At 76.0% G+C, this 14,609-nt stretch carries 19 protein-coding genes; 8 read left to right on the forward strand and 11 right to left on the reverse strand.

From position 1 onward, the window contains the following. Positions 1–15: 15 nt before the first annotated feature. The 3 genes from ACIQVD_RS18625 to ACIQVD_RS18635 all read right to left on the reverse strand — a co-directional run bounded on the left by ACIQVD_RS18625 (position 16) and on the right by ACIQVD_RS18635 (position 2,243). The gene (locus ACIQVD_RS18625) at positions 16–636 is read right to left on the reverse strand and encodes an isochorismatase family protein (protein ID WP_402290362.1); all 621 of its coding nucleotides are present in this window, start codon (positions 634–636) and stop codon (positions 16–18) included. 94 nt (positions 637–730) lie between these two features. Further along, positions 731–1,741 carry a GlxA family transcriptional regulator gene (locus ACIQVD_RS18630; RefSeq protein WP_400681259.1) on the reverse strand — a complete coding sequence of 337 codons (1,011 nt, stop codon included), beginning with the start codon at positions 1,739–1,741 and terminating at the stop codon, positions 731–733. An 82-nt stretch (positions 1,742–1,823) separates the two neighbouring features. After that, entirely contained in the window at positions 1,824–2,243 is a 420-nt protein-coding gene (locus tag ACIQVD_RS18635; protein WP_402290364.1) for a winged helix-turn-helix transcriptional regulator, read from the reverse strand. Positions 2,244–2,331: 88 nt separating this feature from the next. On the opposite strand from ACIQVD_RS18635, the gene ACIQVD_RS18640 reads away from it, so the two are divergent. Next, complete coding sequence (locus ACIQVD_RS18640; protein ID WP_402290366.1) at positions 2,332–3,156, forward strand: NAD(P)H-binding protein; 825 nt, start codon at positions 2,332–2,334, stop codon at positions 3,154–3,156. Positions 3,157–3,505: 349 nt separating this feature from the next. Here ACIQVD_RS18640 and ACIQVD_RS18645 read toward each other — a convergent pair whose 3' ends face one another. Continuing rightward, on the reverse strand, positions 3,506–4,303 hold the full coding sequence (locus ACIQVD_RS18645; protein WP_400681251.1) for an MHYT domain-containing protein: 798 nt from the start codon (positions 4,301–4,303) through the stop codon (positions 3,506–3,508). 125 nt (positions 4,304–4,428) lie between these two features. Here ACIQVD_RS18645 and ACIQVD_RS18650 point away from each other — a divergent pair, with 125 nt between their 5' ends. Then, on the forward strand, positions 4,429–4,923 hold the full coding sequence (locus tag ACIQVD_RS18650) for an NTP pyrophosphohydrolase (protein WP_402290369.1): 495 nt from the start codon (positions 4,429–4,431) through the stop codon (positions 4,921–4,923). Positions 4,924–4,985: 62 nt separating this feature from the next. On the opposite strand, the gene ACIQVD_RS18655 is transcribed toward ACIQVD_RS18650, so the two are convergent. Together ACIQVD_RS18655 and ACIQVD_RS18660 are read right to left on the reverse strand one after the other, a co-directional pair. Further along, positions 4,986–5,309: a hypothetical protein gene (locus tag ACIQVD_RS18655; protein ID WP_402290371.1), complete on the reverse strand. Its 324-nt coding sequence runs from the start codon at positions 5,307–5,309 to the stop codon at positions 4,986–4,988. Further along, positions 5,306–5,467, reverse strand: a complete 162-nt coding sequence (locus ACIQVD_RS18660) for a hypothetical protein (protein ID WP_159072917.1) — start codon at positions 5,465–5,467, stop codon at positions 5,306–5,308. The genes ACIQVD_RS18655 and ACIQVD_RS18660 overlap by 4 nt, the downstream gene beginning before the upstream one ends. A 270-nt stretch (positions 5,468–5,737) precedes the next feature. Here ACIQVD_RS18660 and ACIQVD_RS18665 point away from each other — a divergent pair, with 270 nt between their 5' ends. Further along, entirely contained in the window at positions 5,738–6,376 is a 639-nt protein-coding gene (locus ACIQVD_RS18665) for a gamma carbonic anhydrase family protein (protein WP_400681244.1), read from the forward strand. Positions 6,377–6,437: 61 nt separating this feature from the next. Here ACIQVD_RS18665 and ACIQVD_RS18670 read toward each other — a convergent pair whose 3' ends face one another. The 3 genes from ACIQVD_RS18670 to ACIQVD_RS18680 all read right to left on the reverse strand — a co-directional run bounded on the left by ACIQVD_RS18670 (position 6,438) and on the right by ACIQVD_RS18680 (position 7,870). Then, positions 6,438–6,752 carry a hypothetical protein gene (locus tag ACIQVD_RS18670; protein ID WP_400681241.1) on the reverse strand — a complete coding sequence of 105 codons (315 nt, stop codon included), beginning with the start codon at positions 6,750–6,752 and terminating at the stop codon, positions 6,438–6,440. A 122-nt stretch (positions 6,753–6,874) separates the two neighbouring features. Beyond that, positions 6,875–7,357, reverse strand: coding sequence for an SsgA family sporulation/cell division regulator (locus ACIQVD_RS18675; RefSeq protein WP_402290376.1), 483 nt, complete (start codon positions 7,355–7,357; stop codon positions 6,875–6,877). Between the two features lie 225 nt (positions 7,358–7,582). After that, positions 7,583–7,870, reverse strand: a complete 288-nt coding sequence (locus tag ACIQVD_RS18680) for a hypothetical protein (RefSeq protein ID WP_400681237.1) — start codon at positions 7,868–7,870, stop codon at positions 7,583–7,585. Positions 7,871–8,184: 314 nt separating this feature from the next. Between ACIQVD_RS18680 and ACIQVD_RS18685 the strand changes: the two genes are divergently transcribed. Together ACIQVD_RS18685 and ACIQVD_RS18690 are read left to right on the forward strand one after the other, a co-directional pair. Further along, on the forward strand, positions 8,185–8,628 hold the full coding sequence (locus ACIQVD_RS18685; RefSeq protein ID WP_400681236.1) for a BlaI/MecI/CopY family transcriptional regulator: 444 nt from the start codon (positions 8,185–8,187) through the stop codon (positions 8,626–8,628). A gap of 3 nt (positions 8,629–8,631) precedes the next feature. Then, positions 8,632–9,564, forward strand: a complete 933-nt coding sequence (locus ACIQVD_RS18690; RefSeq protein ID WP_400681234.1) for a M56 family metallopeptidase — start codon at positions 8,632–8,634, stop codon at positions 9,562–9,564. Positions 9,565–9,652: 88 nt separating this feature from the next. Here ACIQVD_RS18690 and ACIQVD_RS18695 read toward each other — a convergent pair whose 3' ends face one another. Continuing rightward, complete coding sequence (locus ACIQVD_RS18695; RefSeq protein WP_402290381.1) at positions 9,653–11,290, reverse strand: LCP family protein; 1,638 nt, start codon at positions 11,288–11,290, stop codon at positions 9,653–9,655. Beyond that, complete coding sequence (locus ACIQVD_RS18700) at positions 11,283–11,645, reverse strand: DUF6542 domain-containing protein (protein WP_402290383.1); 363 nt, start codon at positions 11,643–11,645, stop codon at positions 11,283–11,285. The genes ACIQVD_RS18695 and ACIQVD_RS18700 overlap by 8 nt, the downstream gene beginning before the upstream one ends. Before the next feature lie 624 nt (positions 11,646–12,269). Here ACIQVD_RS18700 and ACIQVD_RS18705 point away from each other — a divergent pair. The 3 genes from ACIQVD_RS18705 (at position 12,270) to ACIQVD_RS18715 (ending at position 14,472) form a co-directional block, all read left to right on the forward strand. Further along, the gene (locus ACIQVD_RS18705) at positions 12,270–12,962 is read left to right on the forward strand and encodes a lytic transglycosylase domain-containing protein (protein WP_400681228.1); all 693 of its coding nucleotides are present in this window, start codon (positions 12,270–12,272) and stop codon (positions 12,960–12,962) included. Between the two features lie 73 nt (positions 12,963–13,035). Continuing rightward, on the forward strand, positions 13,036–13,614 hold the full coding sequence (locus ACIQVD_RS18710) for an EF-hand domain-containing protein (protein ID WP_400681226.1): 579 nt from the start codon (positions 13,036–13,038) through the stop codon (positions 13,612–13,614). Positions 13,615–13,728: 114 nt separating this feature from the next. After that, the gene (locus ACIQVD_RS18715) at positions 13,729–14,472 is read left to right on the forward strand and encodes a VIT family protein (RefSeq protein WP_402290386.1); all 744 of its coding nucleotides are present in this window, start codon (positions 13,729–13,731) and stop codon (positions 14,470–14,472) included. Positions 14,473–14,609: the final 137 nt, after the last annotated feature.

Raw genomic sequence — 14,609 nt, forward strand, 5'->3', positions numbered from 1 at the left:
CGGCCGTCCCGGGCCTCACCCCACGAGATCGGCGACCGTCGCGGCCACCGTCCCGTACAGGTCTCCGACGGTGGCCAGCGCGGCGGCGTGCAGTTGGGCCGCCGGCACCACCCGCCCGTCCGGCCCCGGCAGGGACCGGGTCGCGCACGCCTCGGCGACCACCGTCGGCCGCCACCCGCCGCGGAAGGCGCCCTGCGCGGTGAAGGCCACGCACATGTGCGTCATGAAGCCGGCCAGCACCAGGTCGCGGCGCGGCCCGTCCCCGTCCAACTCCTGGAGCACCTCGGCCAGTTCGGTCCCGTGGAAGGAGTCCGGGAAGGTCTTGACCACCACCCGCTCGCCCTCCGCCGGGGCGACCGGCGCGCTGATCGCCCCGATCTCGGCCCGGATGTCGTACGGCGTGCCCGGCCCGCCGTCGTTGACCACGTGCACCACCGGCGCGCCGGCCTCCCGGGCCGCCGCCAGCAGGCGCGCCCCGGCGGCGAGGGCGGGTTCGGCGCCCTCCAGCGCCATCACGCCCTCCCGGTAGGTGTTCTGGTAGTCGATCAGGACCAACACCGAATCGGCGAGGCGCGGCAGCGCGTCGTCCAGTCCGATCACCGTGCGCAGCGTCGCGGACGCATTTTCCATGCTCATGTCACTCACCCTGTTCTGTCGGACCCGTGGTCGGGCCCGTGGTCGGACCCGTGGTCGGGCCCGCGGTCGGATTCTTCGGTCGGGAAAAGGGGGCTCAGGCCCCGTCCACGCCCCGGGTCGCGCCGGGTTCCACCCGGAAGCGCCTGCGGTAGGCGGCCGGCGTGGTGCCCAGGCGGCGGCGGACCGTGCGGTGCAGGGTCTCGACGGAGCCGAGGCCGCTCGCGGCGGCGACCTGTTCGAGCGGCTGGTCGGTGCTCTCCAGCAGCCGCCGGGCGGCCTCCAGTCGCGCGGCCTCGACGTACGCCGCCGGTGTCGTCCCGGTCTCCTGCCGGAAGACCCGGGCGAAGTGGCGCTCGCTCAGGCACATCCGGGCGGCCAGCGCCCGGGCGGAGAGGTCGCCGTCCGGGTGGTCGGCGATGTGCAGGCGCAGTTCGTCGATGTCCCGGCGGGAGGTGGGCGGGCTGCTGAGCGGGACGGAGAACTGGCTCTGTCCGCCCTGCCGCTTGAGGTACATCACCAACTGCCGGGCGACGGCCATGGCGAGCTCCTCGCCGTGGTCCTCGGCGACGAGGGCCAGCGCGAGGTCCATGCAGGCGCTGATCCCGGCGCCGGTCCAGATCGCTCCGGAGCGGACGAAGATCGGGTCCGGGTCGACCGTCACCTCCGGGTGGTCGGCGGCGAGTTGGGCCGCCGTCGACCAGTGCGTGGTGGCGCGCCGCCCGTCCAGCAGCCCGGCGGCGGCGAGCAGGTGCGCGCCGACGCAGACCGAGGCGACCCGCCGGGCGGACGGGGCGGTCCGGCGCACCCAGGCGACCACCTCGGGGTCGATCCGGGCCCGGGGCCCGTCGGGGCCCGGGCGGACCGCGCCGGGCACCAGCAGGGTGTCCAGCCGGCCGTCGACCTGGTCGAACGTCAGGTCGACGGCCAGCCGGACGCCGGCCGAGGTGCGCACCAGCCCCTGCTCCGGACCGGCCAGTTCCACCCGGTAGCCGGCCCGGCCGCCGCTCTCCCGCTCGGCCAGTGCGAACACCTCGGCCGGGCCGGTGACGTCGAGCAGGTCGACGTCGGGGAAGACCGCGATCACGACGCGGCGGTTGCTGGGCATGCCCCCATCCTCGACCGCTCGGCCCGGTGTCCGCAATGACACCGTTCTGTCGGATCCGGCCATCCCCCCGGCACCGGCCGCCTCAGCGGATGTCGTGGTCCGGGTGGGCCAGGTCGTACGCGTGGCGGGCCTCGGCGATGGCGGCGCGGTGGTCGAGCGACCAGTCGGCGAGCGCCTTGACCAGGTGGGTCAGCCCGGCCCCGGTGTCGGTCAGGCGGTAGTCGACCTGGGCCGGGACGGTCGGGTAGACGGTGCGCCGCACGAGGCCGTCGCGTTCGAGCCGGCGCACGGTGAGGGTGAGCATGCGCTGGGAGATGCCCTCGACGGCGCGCTGCAGTGCGCGGAACCTCCGCGGCCCGCCCGCCAGTTCGACGATCACCAGCACCGACCACTTGTCGCCGATCCGGTCCAGCACGTCGCGGATGCCGCAGTCGGGGTGGTCGTGGCGTCCGCAGGGGTCGAGGTCGGCGGGGGTGGTTACCCCGGTGTGCGTGAGTGACACGGGACTGCCTCCTTGTGGCGGGTCGGCGGTGCGGCCGAGGATCAAGCGTAGTTACCGAAGAGAACCACGACGGAAGGCTGGGACGGACATGATCCTGGTGACGGGAGCGAACGGGAACCTCGGCGCGGCCACCCTGGCGGCGCTGCGCGCCCGCGGCGTCGCCGCGACGGGCGGCAGCCGCTCGCCGGGCCCGGGGGCCCGGCGGCTCGACTTCGACGACCCCGCGGGCCTGGACCTCACCGGGGTGTCGACCCTGGTGCTGGTCTCCGCCGGCTACGCCGAGGACGACCGGGTGGTCGCCCGGCACGCGGCGGCCCTGGACGCGGCCGTCCGTGACGGCGTCCGCCACGTCGTCTACACCAGCCTGACCACGGCCGGCGACCACCTCGGCTTCGCGCTCGCGCACCGCGCCACCGAGCGCCTCGTCCGGGAGAGCGGGCTGGCCTGGACGATCCTGCGCAACGGCCTGTACGCCGAACTCTTCGGCGGCCTGCTGCGCTGGTCCGGGGACGGCGTGGAGTCCGCGTTCGGGGACGGCGCGCTGGCCGCGGTCGCGCGGGCGGACCTCGCCGAGGTCGCGGCACTGGTCGCGGCGGACCCGGCGACGCACCGCGGACGCGTCCACGACCTGGTCGGCACGCCGGTCACGGCGGGTCGGGTCGCCGACCGGCTCGGGGTGCCGCACCGCACCATCGGCCTGGGCGAGTACCGGCGCAGGCTGCTGGAGGAGACGCCGGGGCTGCTGCTCTTCCAGCCCCCCATGCTCGTCTCGATCGCCACCGGCGTCCGGCACGGCTTCCTGGACGGCACCGACCCCACCCTGACCGACCTCCTCGGCCGCCCGGCCCTCGACCCCCTGACCGTGGCCGCGACCGCCGCCTCCGCCACCCGCCCGGTGGCGGGCGTCCGGTAGCGGGCGTCCGGTAGCGGCGCCGAGCGGTCGGGGCCGTCAGGTCCGTCAGATCCTGGAAGGCCGCGTTACCGCCTGCTGCACCTCGCTGGTCACCGTGGGCTCCTCGCGGCGGCAGGCGTCCGGAACCGTCACCGCGCCCCGGGCCCGGCACGGCCGGGTGCACCCGGCCGTGCCGACGGCACACCCGTTGGTCGACGGCCTTCGCGCACCCGCGACCTGATCCCTTCCGATCGGCACGACCGGCACGGCGGCTGACCACCCGTCGGGGGCTCCGCCGTACGGCGCGGGGCCCCGGTGCGGGCGTGTCGCCGTCCGCGTCCGGGGCCCCGCGCCGTGTCGGGTGCGGCCGTCAGTGGCGTTCCTGTCCGAACAGGTCGACCCGGATCGGTTCGACGGCCGGGGTCCGGCCGTCCTCCGGGTCCTGCGGGGAGAGCGCGATCGCGATGCCCGCGACGGCGAGGACGACCATGATGCCGACGGCCAGCGGGAGGACGAACTGCGAGGCGGGCGTGCCGTCGCCGATCGGGCGGCCGTCGAGGGTGACGGTGACGGCGGCCATCGCGGTGTAGTGCATGGCGACCACCGCGACGCCGGCGATCAGGGCGGCGCCGAGCGCCGAGGGCAGGCCCTTGACGTTCAGTGTCATCCACAGCGCCGCGGTGGCCGCGGCGACGGCGATGGCCACCGAGGCGGCCACCAGCGGGACGGCGTAGGAGACCTCGCCCTCGACCTGCATCGCGGCCATGCCGAGGTAGTGCATGCCCGCGACGCCGCCGCCGGTCAGGACGCCGCCGGCCAGCAGGGTGCCGGTGCCCTTGCCGCGGTAGCCGACGAAGCCGATGCCCAGGCCGACCACGACGACCGCCACCAGCAGGCTGAGCACGGTGAGCGGGATGTCGTAGACCAGGGTGGAGGAGTCGACCATGAAGCCGAGCATCGCGATGAAGTGCATGGACCAGATGCCGCACCCGAAGGCCCCGGCGGCCAGCGCCAGCCAGCCGAAGCGCCGGTTCGGGCGCAGCGTCATGGCCCGTGCGGTGCAGCGCAGTCCGATCGCGGCTCCGACGCAGGCGATCAGGTAGGCCACGACCGGGTTCACCCACCCGTACTGGAAACCGTCGAGGTGGGCCGTGGTGCCGTGGTGCATGAAGGGTCCGATCGGGAACGACTGCGGGTGCGGGTTTTGCCTCCGAGACAATACCGTCCGGTAGGGATTGGTCCGTACCAACACCCCGCCATCCGTCCCGTCCGGACGTGGCAGGCTTGGTGTCCATGGAGCAGCCCGCCGGAACATCCCGCGTCCCGCACCCGCCCGTGCCGCCGCCGCTGCTGGTGGTGGACGGCGCGAACGTCGTCGGCTCCGTGCCGGACGGGTGGTGGCGGGACCGGCGGGGCGCGGCCGAGCGGCTGCGCGACGCGCTGGTGCCGGTGGCGGCGGCCGGGGTGCCGGGCGTGCCGGGCCCGTTGGCGGTGGTCCTGGTGGTGGAGGGCGCGGCGCGCGGCGTCGACGGGGTGCCGGAGGTGCGGGTGGTGTCGGCCCCGGGCAGCGGGGACGACCGGATCGTGGAGCTGGTCGCCGCCGAGTCCGCCGCCGCGCCGGGCCGCCGCCTGCTGGTGGTGACGGCCGACCGCGAGCTGCGCGGACGGGTCGCCGCACTGGGCGCGGAGCCGCTGGGCCCGCGCACGGTGCGCGGCAGCGGCAACGACGGCGGCAGCAGCGGCAGGAACGGCGGCCGGGACCGGACGGACGGTGCCCGCGACGACTGACACCGCGCCAGGAACTTTGCCTCAGAGGCAGGGTGAGCCGCTGTCGAGGAGGTGACGGGACCTCAGGCCAGTCTGTTCCGGGTGGCGGCCGGGCGGGTGCGGCCGCGGGAGCTGACGGCGGGTCGGGTGGGGCGGCGGTCCGGCTTGGCGGGCCGTCCGTCGGCAGCCGGGGCGGGGCGGGCGGCGAGCGCGGCCTTGAGCGCGCGGACGGCCAACAGGACGGCGACGGCGGCGAGTTCGGCGGGTTCGACGGTGCCCCGGGCGGCGGCGGCGCGCTGGCAGGCCGAGCACCAGACGGAGCTGGCCCGACCGCCGTCGGGGTAGTCCAGGCCGAGCGGCACCAGGTAGTGGCAGCCGCAGTCCTGACAGACGAAGAGCAGCCTCATCGCTGCACCACCCCCGAGCCGCCGCACACCGAGCACGGCGACCAGTACCTGCGCTGCACCGGTCGCTGTCCCCCGCGCGGGTCGGTCTCCACCGAGTGCTCCGTCTTCTCCGTTCCGCGCGCCCCGCCGCAGCCGGGGCAGGTCTGCTGCTCAGCCATCGGTCACCTCCAGACCACAGACCGTAGCGCGCCGATCCCGTCCGCGACAGCGGTTCGCCACCGGACCACCCCCAAGCTTTGCCCGTACGCCTGACCGCCGCCCGGCACCTGCGCCCGCCTCCGGCCCAGGGGGCGCGGGTCGCCGCCCGGGGGGCGCGGGCAGCGGGGAACACGCGCCGGGCGGGTGTCGGGGCGCGCCGCGGGCGATGGCGCGCGCCGGGTCCGATTCCCGTCGGCAGGGCGGGCCCGCGGTGCGCGATGATCACTGCCATGACCACGAACCCCCCGGGCATCCGGATCGAGCACCGCGGCGCCGTCCCGCAGGTCCACCCCACCGCCTACGTCGCGCCGACGGCCACCCTGGTCGGCGACGTCCGGATCGGCCCGCGCGCCCGGGTGATGTACGGAGCGGTGCTGGACGCGGAGGGCTCCCGGATCGAGGTCGGCGAGGCGGCGGTGGTGTGCGAGAACGCGGTGCTGCGCGCCTCCGCCGTCGCCGCCGACCGGCCGGTCCTGCTCGGCGACCACGTCTTCGTCGGCCCGCACGCCACCCTGCTGGGCTGCACCGTGCGGCGGGCCTGCTACCTGGCGAGTTCGGTGCACGTGCTCCAGGGGGCCGTGGTGGGCACCGGCTCGGTGGTCGCGGTCGCGGCCCTGGTGCACGCCCGCACGGTGCTGCCCGAGGAGTACTTCGTCCCGCCGTACACCATGGCCGTCGGCGACCCGGTGCGGCTGCTGGCCCCGGGCGACCCCGAGGTGCCGCAGGTGCTCGGACGGCTCGGCTTCGCGGCCACGGCCTTCGGGGTCGACGCCTCCTGGACCGACCGCGTCGCCCGGCACGAGCGGATGGCCGAGGTCCGCGCGGCGGAGTTCGCGGCGCACCTGGACGACCGCCCCGCGACCGGCTGACCGGCCGCCCCGCCGACCCCGCGTCCCGCCCGCCCCACCTGGGCCGGACGGGCCGGACGGGTCAGGACGCCGGACGGCCGCGCGCCGGACGCGGCCAGTCCGCGGGGGACGCCTCGACGTCGTTGCCGCGCACCCAGACCGTGGAGACCCCGAGCATCCGGCGCATCACCGCGAAGCCGCCCTCCCAGCCGCCGGGCAGCCGCAGCCGGCCGGAGCGGACGGTCCCGGCGCTGAACCGGGTGTCCCCGCTCTCCAGCATGCCGGTCCAGCCGGGCAGGCCCACGTCCGGGACGTTGCCGGTCAGTTCGGCCTGGACCGGGATCTCCAGTCCGTCGGCCAGCAGCAGGGCGGGGCCCCGGTACACGGGTGAGGTCATGCCTAGAGGGTGCGGGAGGCCCCCGGAACCGCGCAAATCCCGCAATCCGGACGGAGTGGACCCGGCGGAGCCTCTCGGCGAACGGAACACCCCGCGCCACCCGCCCAGGTCGGCACGCCGGCTCACCCGCCGTCCCCGTCGTCGTCCTCCCCCAGCAGCCGCTCGACCAGCCCGTCGAGGTCGACGTGCTCCTGTTCGCAGCCGACCGGGACGACGCACTCGGTGCGCCGCAGGAAGTCGCGCAGGGTCCGGGCGGGCAGGCGGAGCAGGGCGTCGACCTCCTCGCCGTGCAGGGTGAGCAGGAGGTGTCCGCGGTCGGGGCCGTGGCCGGGCGCGACGGACATGTCGCCGAGGCCGGCGGGGCGGGTCAGGCCGGCCAGCAGGACGTCGCGGGAGAGCGACCAGGTGACGGGGTCGGGCAGGTCGACGTGGCTGTCCAGGTGGACGGTGTAGGGCTCGTCGGCGCCGTAGCGCAGCCGGGCGACGACCGGGACGTGCAGTTCGGGCGCGACGACCACCTCCAGGACGAGGTGCCGGACGACCCGGACGGCGCTGTCGCGCTGCGGCGGGACCTGCGGGTCCCCGTGCGCCTCGCCGGGGTTCACCGGGCCCCACCGCCCCGGGTCAGGAACCGCCGAGAACCGCAGAGTCGCCGAGCACCACGGAACCACCGAGCACCGCGGAGCCGCCGGGGGCTGCGGAGAAACGATTCTTCACTTGCTGAGCAGCGACCCGCTGCGCGCCGCAGCGCCTCTCGAACGTGCACGCCAGGACAACGACGCCGGGCGCGTTCGGTGACACCCCGGTCGTTCCGCCCCCGAACGGACCCGCTACGCCCGGGCGAGCCGGCGGGCCAGCTCCTCCAGGTAGGCGTCCCCGTACGCGTCGGCCAGGTCGTCCAGGTCGATCATCGGGGGGATGTCGATGACGGGCTGACGCTCGATCAGGAACGCCACCGTCTCGTGCACGATCCGCCGCTCGTCGCCGTCGGCGAGGCCCGGCCGCTCCAGCACCGCGTCGGTGACCCGGACCCGCGTGGCGGCCTCGACCGGGCCGTCCTCGACCCGGACCAGGTACTCGCGGTCGCCCAGGGGCTCCACCCGGATGTCAACTGCCATGGCGCGGGCCGTCCTTCCGTCAGTGCTCAGCCAGTGCTCAGCCGTGCGGCGGTGCCGGCGCCGCGTCACCTGCCGGTTCCGCCGACGGGGCACCCACCGTTCCCCACCTTACGGCCTGCCCGCCGACGGCCCGCGCATGCCCGCGCCCCGGTGGCACCCGGTATCGCCGCACGTCGGCCGGGCGTCCGCCAGGCGTCCGCCGGGCGCTTGACGAACTCTTTACCCGACGCCCGGCGCGGCCGGGCCCGCCCCTAGGATGGGAGGACGAACTGTCCGAGTCGGGCGCGGGCGGCCGTGCCGGAGGGAGTCTCCCCATGGAGTTGGCGGGCGTCGACCCGGAACAGGGCGGGGGCGACGAGAGCGGGCGTCCGCGCCGTCGCGGGCAGGGCGAGCTGGCGACCGAGGTGCTGTCGGTGCTGCACCGGGCGCCGGGGCCGGTGACGGCGTCCTGGGTGCAGGAGCAGCTGGGCGGCGAGCTGGCGTACACCACCGTGATGACCATCCTGTCGCGGCTGCTGGCCAAGCAGGCGGTGGTGCGCAGCCGGGCGGGCCGGGCGTACGTGTGGTCGGCGGTGGCGGACGCGGCGGGGCTGACGGCCCGCCGGATGCGCCGGATGCTGGACACCGAGCCGGACCGGGACGCGGTGCTGGCCTCGTTCGTGACGGCGCTGACGCCCGAGGACGAGCAGCTGCTGCGGTCGCTGCTGAACGCGGCGGAGCCCTCCCCGGGTGCCGGGGGCCGGGACGACGGGCGCTGAGCGATGGGCTCCTTCGTCTTCCTCCCGCTGGTGCTGCCGCTGACCTCGCTGCCGATCGCCCGGCTGGCCGAGCACCACCTGCACCCGCGCCACGCGGTGCGGCTGCTGTCCTGGATCGGCGTGACGATGGCGGTGTGCAGCACCCTGGCGCTGGGCCTGCTGTTCGTGGTGGGCACCGCGCAGATCCCGGGCAACCCGCTGCCGGACAGCTGGTCGGACCCGGAGATCCGCACGGCGGTGCCGTTCCACGAGGCGGTGGGCACGGCGGCGGTGGCGGGCCTGGTGACGGTGCTGACGGCGTGCTCCCGCTCGCTCCGCCGCCACCTGCGCATCCGGGCCCGGGCGCAGCGGGTGCTGGCCCCGATGCCGCCGGACTCCGACCTGGTGGTGCTGCCCGACGACGAGCCGTACGCGTACGCGGTGCCGGGCGCGCCGGGCCGGGTGGTGGTGTCGACGGCGATGATGGACAGCCTGGACGCGGACGAGCAGCGGGCGCTGCTGGCGCACGAGCGCTCGCACCTGGCGAACCGGCACCACCACTACCTGCTGGCGGCGCAGTTGGCGAGCTGCGTGAACCCGTTCCTGCGCCCGTTGCAGAAGGCGGTCGGGTACGCGACGGAGCGCTGGGCGGACGAGGAGGCCGCGGGTTCGGTGGGCGACCGGCGGCTGACCGCCCGGGCGGTGGCCCGGGCCGCCCTGGTCACCCGGGGCGCGGGCCCGGCCCCGTCCTTCGCGGCCTTCGCGGCGCCGGGTCCCGTGCCGCGCCGGGTCACCGCGCTGCTGAGCCCCGCGCTGGGCGAGTCCTGGCCGGCGCCGGCCTCCCCGGCGGGCCTGGCCGCGATGGTGGCCGCCGCGGGCACCGCGGTCTCGGCGGTCTCGGCCCTGAACGCGGCCGTGGCGCTGGTCCTGCTGGTCAAGGCCGCCACCCCCTGGTGACGGCGCACCGCCGACGCCCCGCCGACACCGCCGACGCCCCTCGGACCTCCCGGTCCGGGGGGCGTTCCCGTCGTCCCCCGCGGCGGGTTCAGTCGACGCAGGGGACGCCGCCGGCCTTCACCGGCGGGCCCTGCATCTGGAGGGCGGGGGCGGCGGCGGGGTCGGTGCTGTCACCGGTCGCACCGGTTCCGGTGGTTCCGGTGGTTCCGGCGGGGTCGGGGGCGGCGCGGTCGGCGCCGAGGACGACCTGGACCCGGCCGGGGGCGAGGGCGGTGGAGGCGGTGGCGGTGACGCCGTAGCGGGCGGCGATCCGCTGCCCGGCGTCCTGCGCACCGGTGCCGTACCTGACGGTGGTGGTGCGCGGGTGGCTGTCGGCGGTGCCGACCTTCCCGGCCCGGTAGCCGAGGGCGGCGAGCGCCTTGGACTCGTCGGCCGCCGCCCCGGCCACCGAGGACCCGTTGAGCACGTCGACGGTGGTCTCGGCGGCGGACGCCCCGGTCGGCGCCAAACTCGGACTCGGACTCGGACTCGGACCCGGCGCGGTGGCGGCGCTGGTGGCCGGAGTGAGCGCCGGGTCGGCGTCGAGCGGCTGTCCGAACAGCTGCTTGACGATCCGCCGGAGCTTCACCGGGTCGACCTGGTTGACCTCCTGGCCGCCGACGGTGGCGAACTTGTCGATCGGCAGGGTGTTGAACTCGACGTTGCCGCCGGTCAGGTTGGGCGCCTGCTGGACGAAGTCGAGCAGGCGCCACTGATCGTCGATCACCACGTCCTTCTTGACCACGTTCAGCAGGTCCTGCATCTTGCCGAGGTCCCCGATCACGCCCTGCTGCTTGAGCTTGTACTCGACGGAGGCGATGAACGCCTGCTGCCGGTGGGTGCGGTCGAGGTCGCCGTTGGTGAGGTTGTGCCGCTGCCGGACGAAGGACAGCGCGTCGGCGGCGTTCACCTGGCTGACCCCGGCCGGGAGTTTCAGCCCGGTGCCGCCGCCGGGCCTGACCACGTTGCCCTTGCTGTCGGTGACCCGGGAGACGATCGGGTCGTCGACGGCCTTGTTCAGGCAGACCGGGATCGGTTCGAGCGCCTTGGCGATGTCGTAGAAGCCGATCAGGTTGACCTCGGCGAAGTGGTCGATCGGGATGTCGAGCAGCTTCTGCACGGTCTGGATGGTGGCGGAGCGCCCGGCCTCCCGGCTCTGCTGCTCCAGGTCGGCGCCCTTGAGCCCCTTGGCGCGCAGCTTCTGCTCGGCGGCGTCCTTGGCGTAGCCGTAGGCCTCCTTGACCTTGTGCATCCTGCCCTCGGTCCCGTCGGCGTTGTACGTCTGCACCCAGTCGTCGCGCGGGACGGACACCGCCTGGGCCTTCCCGCTGGGCGGGATGTGCAGCACGATCAGCGAGTTGGTGTTGTAGCCGCCGATCTCGCTGGAGCCGGCGTGCAGTTCGTCCTGGACGAACTCCTTGGGCAGGTCGGTGCCGTCCATGTTCTTCCGGCTGTCGAGGCCGATCAGCAGGATGTTGACGGAGGCGTCGAGGTGCTCGGGGGCGTTCTTCCTGGCCTGGTCGAGGGCGTGCGAGCGGCTGACGCCGTTGAGCTGGTCGGTGGTGTACCAGGCGAAGCCGCTGACGCCCAGGACGGCCAGCGAGAGGGCGCAGGCGGCGGTCCGGCCGGCGATCAGCCCGGGGGCGGGGCGGCGGCCGAGCCGGCGCGGGCCGCGTCGTTCAGCCACGGCGGGGCCTCCGGGCCCGGAGCGTGCGCACGCCGACGGCCAGCAGGGCGGCCGCGAGCGCGGCCAGCATCCACGGGAACTGGCTGCTGACCAGTTTCAGGCCCTCGGTGCCCAGCCCGGCGCCCCGGTACCGGTCGCCGCGCGCCAGGCAGTCGACCCCGCCGGCGACGGCCAGCGTCACCACGGGGGCGCCGCTGACCACCCACCACCAGCCGGCCCGGCTGCTGACCAGCGCGGCCAGGGCGGCGCCCAGGACGGCGCAGGCCGCGTAGACCGGGCCCAGGCCGGGGGCGAGCAGTTCGTCGGCGAGCGCGCCGAGCACCGGCAGGCCGAGGGCGGGCAGGACGGCGGGCATCCGGTTCGACCCGGCGGCGGCCCCGTTGCGGGCGCCCTCCCGGCGGGCCGGAGGACGACGGCGCGGGGCGCTCCCGTCCGGCGCGGACGCGCCGGCTGCCGGTCCGCCGCGCTCCGGGCCCCCGCGCCCCGGGCCGGCCGGTCCGGGGGTGCGCCGCCGCTCCCGGTGCGGGGTGCGCTGGGACGGGACGGGGTGGTCGGCCGTCTCCCGCTGGCCGGTCCGTCCGCGCGGCCCGCCCGGTTCGCCCGGCCGGCCCTGTTCGCCCGGCTCGTCCCGCCACAGCGGTGCGTCTCCGCGCGTGCCCGTCGGCCTTCGCCCCGTCATCGACACCTCTCGTCCTCCGCCGCGCCGCGCCTGCGGCGTCCGACCGTTCCGGGCTGACAGACGCGTGGCGCGGCCCCCCGGTTCCTCTACACGGCTGTAGAGGTTCGAGCGAAGCATACAAATCCGCTCCGGGTACGTAAGCTCGCCACAGGTCGCCACCCGGCACCGGGCGACATCCGACAGAACGCGACAACCCGGCGGCAGGACACGGCCACCGGGCGTCCTCGGGCCCGGCGGCCGGGCCCGCGGGGGCGACAGCGGCGGCGGAGAGCGGCGGAAAACGACAGAAGGAGTCCTCCGGTGGCGGAACGCGGCGCGAAGTGGCCGTGGGTGGCGGTGGCCCTGGCCGTGCTGGGGATCTGGCTGTACGAGCGCGGCGGCGACCACACCCCGCCGCCCGACGCCGCCCCGTCCGCCCGCGCCACCGCCCCGGCCTCCTCCGGCGCGCCGTCCGGGTCGCCCGCGCCGTCCGGGTCCGCCTCCCCCACCGCGCGGGGCCCGGAGGACTACGCGCCGCCGCGGTTCGCGCCCGAGGTCGAGAAGTACGCGGCCGAGGCCGGGGTGAACCCGCAGCTGGTGATGGCGGTCCTGTTCAACGAGGCGTACAAGCCGCACGGGCCGGAGGTCGAGCGGGCCTGGCAGAAGATGAAGCCGGACGCCTCCTTCGGCATCGCCAACATGCACCGGGCGGCCTACGACGAGACCCGCCGCAACCGCCCGTTCGCCGACCGCCCGTGGGAGGACCTGCCGGACGACCCGGCGCTGGCCGTCCGCGCCGCCGCCTGGCACCTGCACGACCTGGGCGCCCAGCTGCCCGCCCACTGGTCCGGCTCCTACACCCGCGACGAGCTGATGGCCCTCGGCTACAACACCGGCGCCGGGAACATGCTCGCCTTCGCCCGCGGCGTCAACCCGGGCGCCGAGGCCCGCTCCTACCTGGACCGCCTGCACGACAACTGGGCCGAGTCCGCCGACGCCCTCGCCGCGCACTGACGGCCGGTCGGAACCGGGCGGCGGCACCCGGTAGGCTGACGCTCCGTCAACCGCCGCCCACCGGAGGGTCACTGTGTCAGACGACCTGCTCATCGCCAAGATCAGCCACGGGTTCGACCACCTCGACGCCGACGGGGACGGGCGGCTCACCGAGCGCGACCACGTCCTGATGGGCCAGTCGGTGGCCCGCTCGCTGGGGCACCCGGCCGGGTCGCCCGAGGAGCAGCGGATCGTCGGGGCGTACGTGGCGATCTGGCGGGAACTGCACCTGCCGCACCTGGCGGCGGGCGCGGTGGCGATGGGACGGGCCGACTTCCTGGCCTCCACCGCCTCGCTGGCCGACGACCCGGAGGCCGCCGAGGCGGTCCTCGGGGCGCTCGGCCGGGCCTTCCTCGCGGTGGCGGACGCGGACGGCAACGGCGTGGTCGACGCGGACGAGTTCTTCGCCTTCCAGCACGGCCACTTCCCGCAGCTGCGGCGCAGCGACGCCGACACCGCCTTCGCGCACCTGGACCGCGACGGCGACGGCGCGCTGTCCGCCGAGGAGTTCGTGACCGCGATCATCGAGTACTGGACCAGCCGCGACCCGGACGCCCCGGGCAACTGGTGGACCGGCAGCCCGCAGGGCGACCCGGACCTCACCACGCTCTGACACCCCGCCGCGCGGAACCACCCGCCCGCGGCCCCACCCGCGGCGGCGCGCTTCCCGGCGCCCCGCCGGACGGGGCTGCGGGGCGCGGCGCCGTCCGGCGGGCACACTGGCGGCATGACCGCTTCCCGCGCCCAGGGCACGCCGCCCGACCCGCCACCGGACCACGACGAGGCGCACCACGGCGCGCTGGGCGGGCGGCTGAACTGGCTGCGCGCCGCGGTGCTCGGCGCCAACGACGGCGTGGTGTCGACGGCGGGCCTGGTGGTGGGCGTCGCGGGGGCGAACTCCTCGTCCCACGAACTGCTGACGGCCGGTCTGGCCGGGCTGCTGGCGGGCTCGCTGTCGATGGCGGCGGGCGAGTACGTGTCGGTGAGCACCCAGCGGGACGCCGAGCAGGCGGCCCTGGCGATGGAGCGCCGGGAGCTGCGGCTGACCCCGGAGGCGGAGCTGGCCGAGCTGGCGGGCATGTACGAGGCGAAGGGCCTCGATCCGGAGCTGGCCCGGCAGGTGGCCGCGCAGTTGACCGCGCACGATGCGCTGGCCGCCCACGCGGAGACCGAACTGGGCATCGATCCGGACGAGTTGACCAACCCGTGGCACGCCGCGTGGGCGTCCTTCGCGGCGTTCACGGTGGGGGCGCTGCTGCCGCTGCTGGCGATCGTGCTGCCGCCGCAGTCCGTCCGGGTGTGGGTCACGGTGGTGGCGGTGCTGGCGGCGCTGGTGGTGACGGGCTGGTCGAGCGCCCGGCTCGGCGGGGCGGACCCGCGCCGGGCGGTGCTGCGCAACGTGCTGGGCGGCGGCCTCGCGATGGGCGTGACGTACGTGGTGGGGGTGCTGATGGGCGCGGCGGGGGACTGAGCCGGGGACACGGGCGTGCGCACGCGCGGGGGCCCGCGCCGGGGAGTTCTCCCGGCGCGGGCCCCGGTGGCGTCCGCCGGTGGCGGTGTCCGTCGGCGGTGCCCGTCAGCGGCGGTGTCCGTCAGCGGCGGTGCCCG

The sequence above is a fragment of the Kitasatospora sp. NPDC090308 genome, assembly GCF_044769485.1.
GTDB classification, from domain to species: Bacteria; Actinomycetota; Actinomycetes; order Streptomycetales; family Streptomycetaceae; genus Kitasatospora; species Kitasatospora fiedleri.

Excerpts from the sequence above, each read along its gene's own strand:
- ACIQVD_RS18640 (WP_402290366.1), top strand. The coding sequence starts at position 2,332 with ATGATCCTGGTGACGGGAGCGAACGGGAACCTCGGCGCGGCCACCCTG.
- ACIQVD_RS18665 (WP_400681244.1), top strand. The coding sequence starts at position 5,738 with ATGACCACGAACCCCCCGGGCATCCGGATCGAGCACCGCGGCGCCGTC.
- ACIQVD_RS18645 (WP_400681251.1), bottom strand. The coding sequence starts at position 4,303 with ATGCACCACGGCACCACGGCCCACCTCGACGGTTTCCAGTACGGGTGG.
- ACIQVD_RS18690 (WP_400681234.1), top strand. The coding sequence starts at position 8,632 with ATGGGCTCCTTCGTCTTCCTCCCGCTGGTGCTGCCGCTGACCTCGCTG.
- ACIQVD_RS18650 (WP_402290369.1), top strand. The coding sequence starts at position 4,429 with ATGGAGCAGCCCGCCGGAACATCCCGCGTCCCGCACCCGCCCGTGCCG.
- ACIQVD_RS18655 (WP_402290371.1), bottom strand. The coding sequence starts at position 5,309 with ATGAGGCTGCTCTTCGTCTGTCAGGACTGCGGCTGCCACTACCTGGTG.
- ACIQVD_RS18670 (WP_400681241.1), bottom strand. The coding sequence starts at position 6,752 with ATGACCTCACCCGTGTACCGGGGCCCCGCCCTGCTGCTGGCCGACGGA.
- ACIQVD_RS18685 (WP_400681236.1), top strand. The coding sequence starts at position 8,185 with ATGGAGTTGGCGGGCGTCGACCCGGAACAGGGCGGGGGCGACGAGAGC.
- ACIQVD_RS18630 (WP_400681259.1), bottom strand. The coding sequence starts at position 1,741 with ATGCCCAGCAACCGCCGCGTCGTGATCGCGGTCTTCCCCGACGTCGAC.
- ACIQVD_RS18700 (WP_402290383.1), bottom strand. The coding sequence starts at position 11,645 with ATGCCCGCCGTCCTGCCCGCCCTCGGCCTGCCGGTGCTCGGCGCGCTC.
- ACIQVD_RS18715 (WP_402290386.1), top strand. The coding sequence starts at position 13,729 with ATGACCGCTTCCCGCGCCCAGGGCACGCCGCCCGACCCGCCACCGGAC.
- ACIQVD_RS18625 (WP_402290362.1), bottom strand. The coding sequence starts at position 636 with ATGAGCATGGAAAATGCGTCCGCGACGCTGCGCACGGTGATCGGACTG.
- ACIQVD_RS18660 (WP_159072917.1), bottom strand. The coding sequence starts at position 5,467 with ATGGCTGAGCAGCAGACCTGCCCCGGCTGCGGCGGGGCGCGCGGAACG.
- ACIQVD_RS18680 (WP_400681237.1), bottom strand. The coding sequence starts at position 7,870 with ATGGCAGTTGACATCCGGGTGGAGCCCCTGGGCGACCGCGAGTACCTG.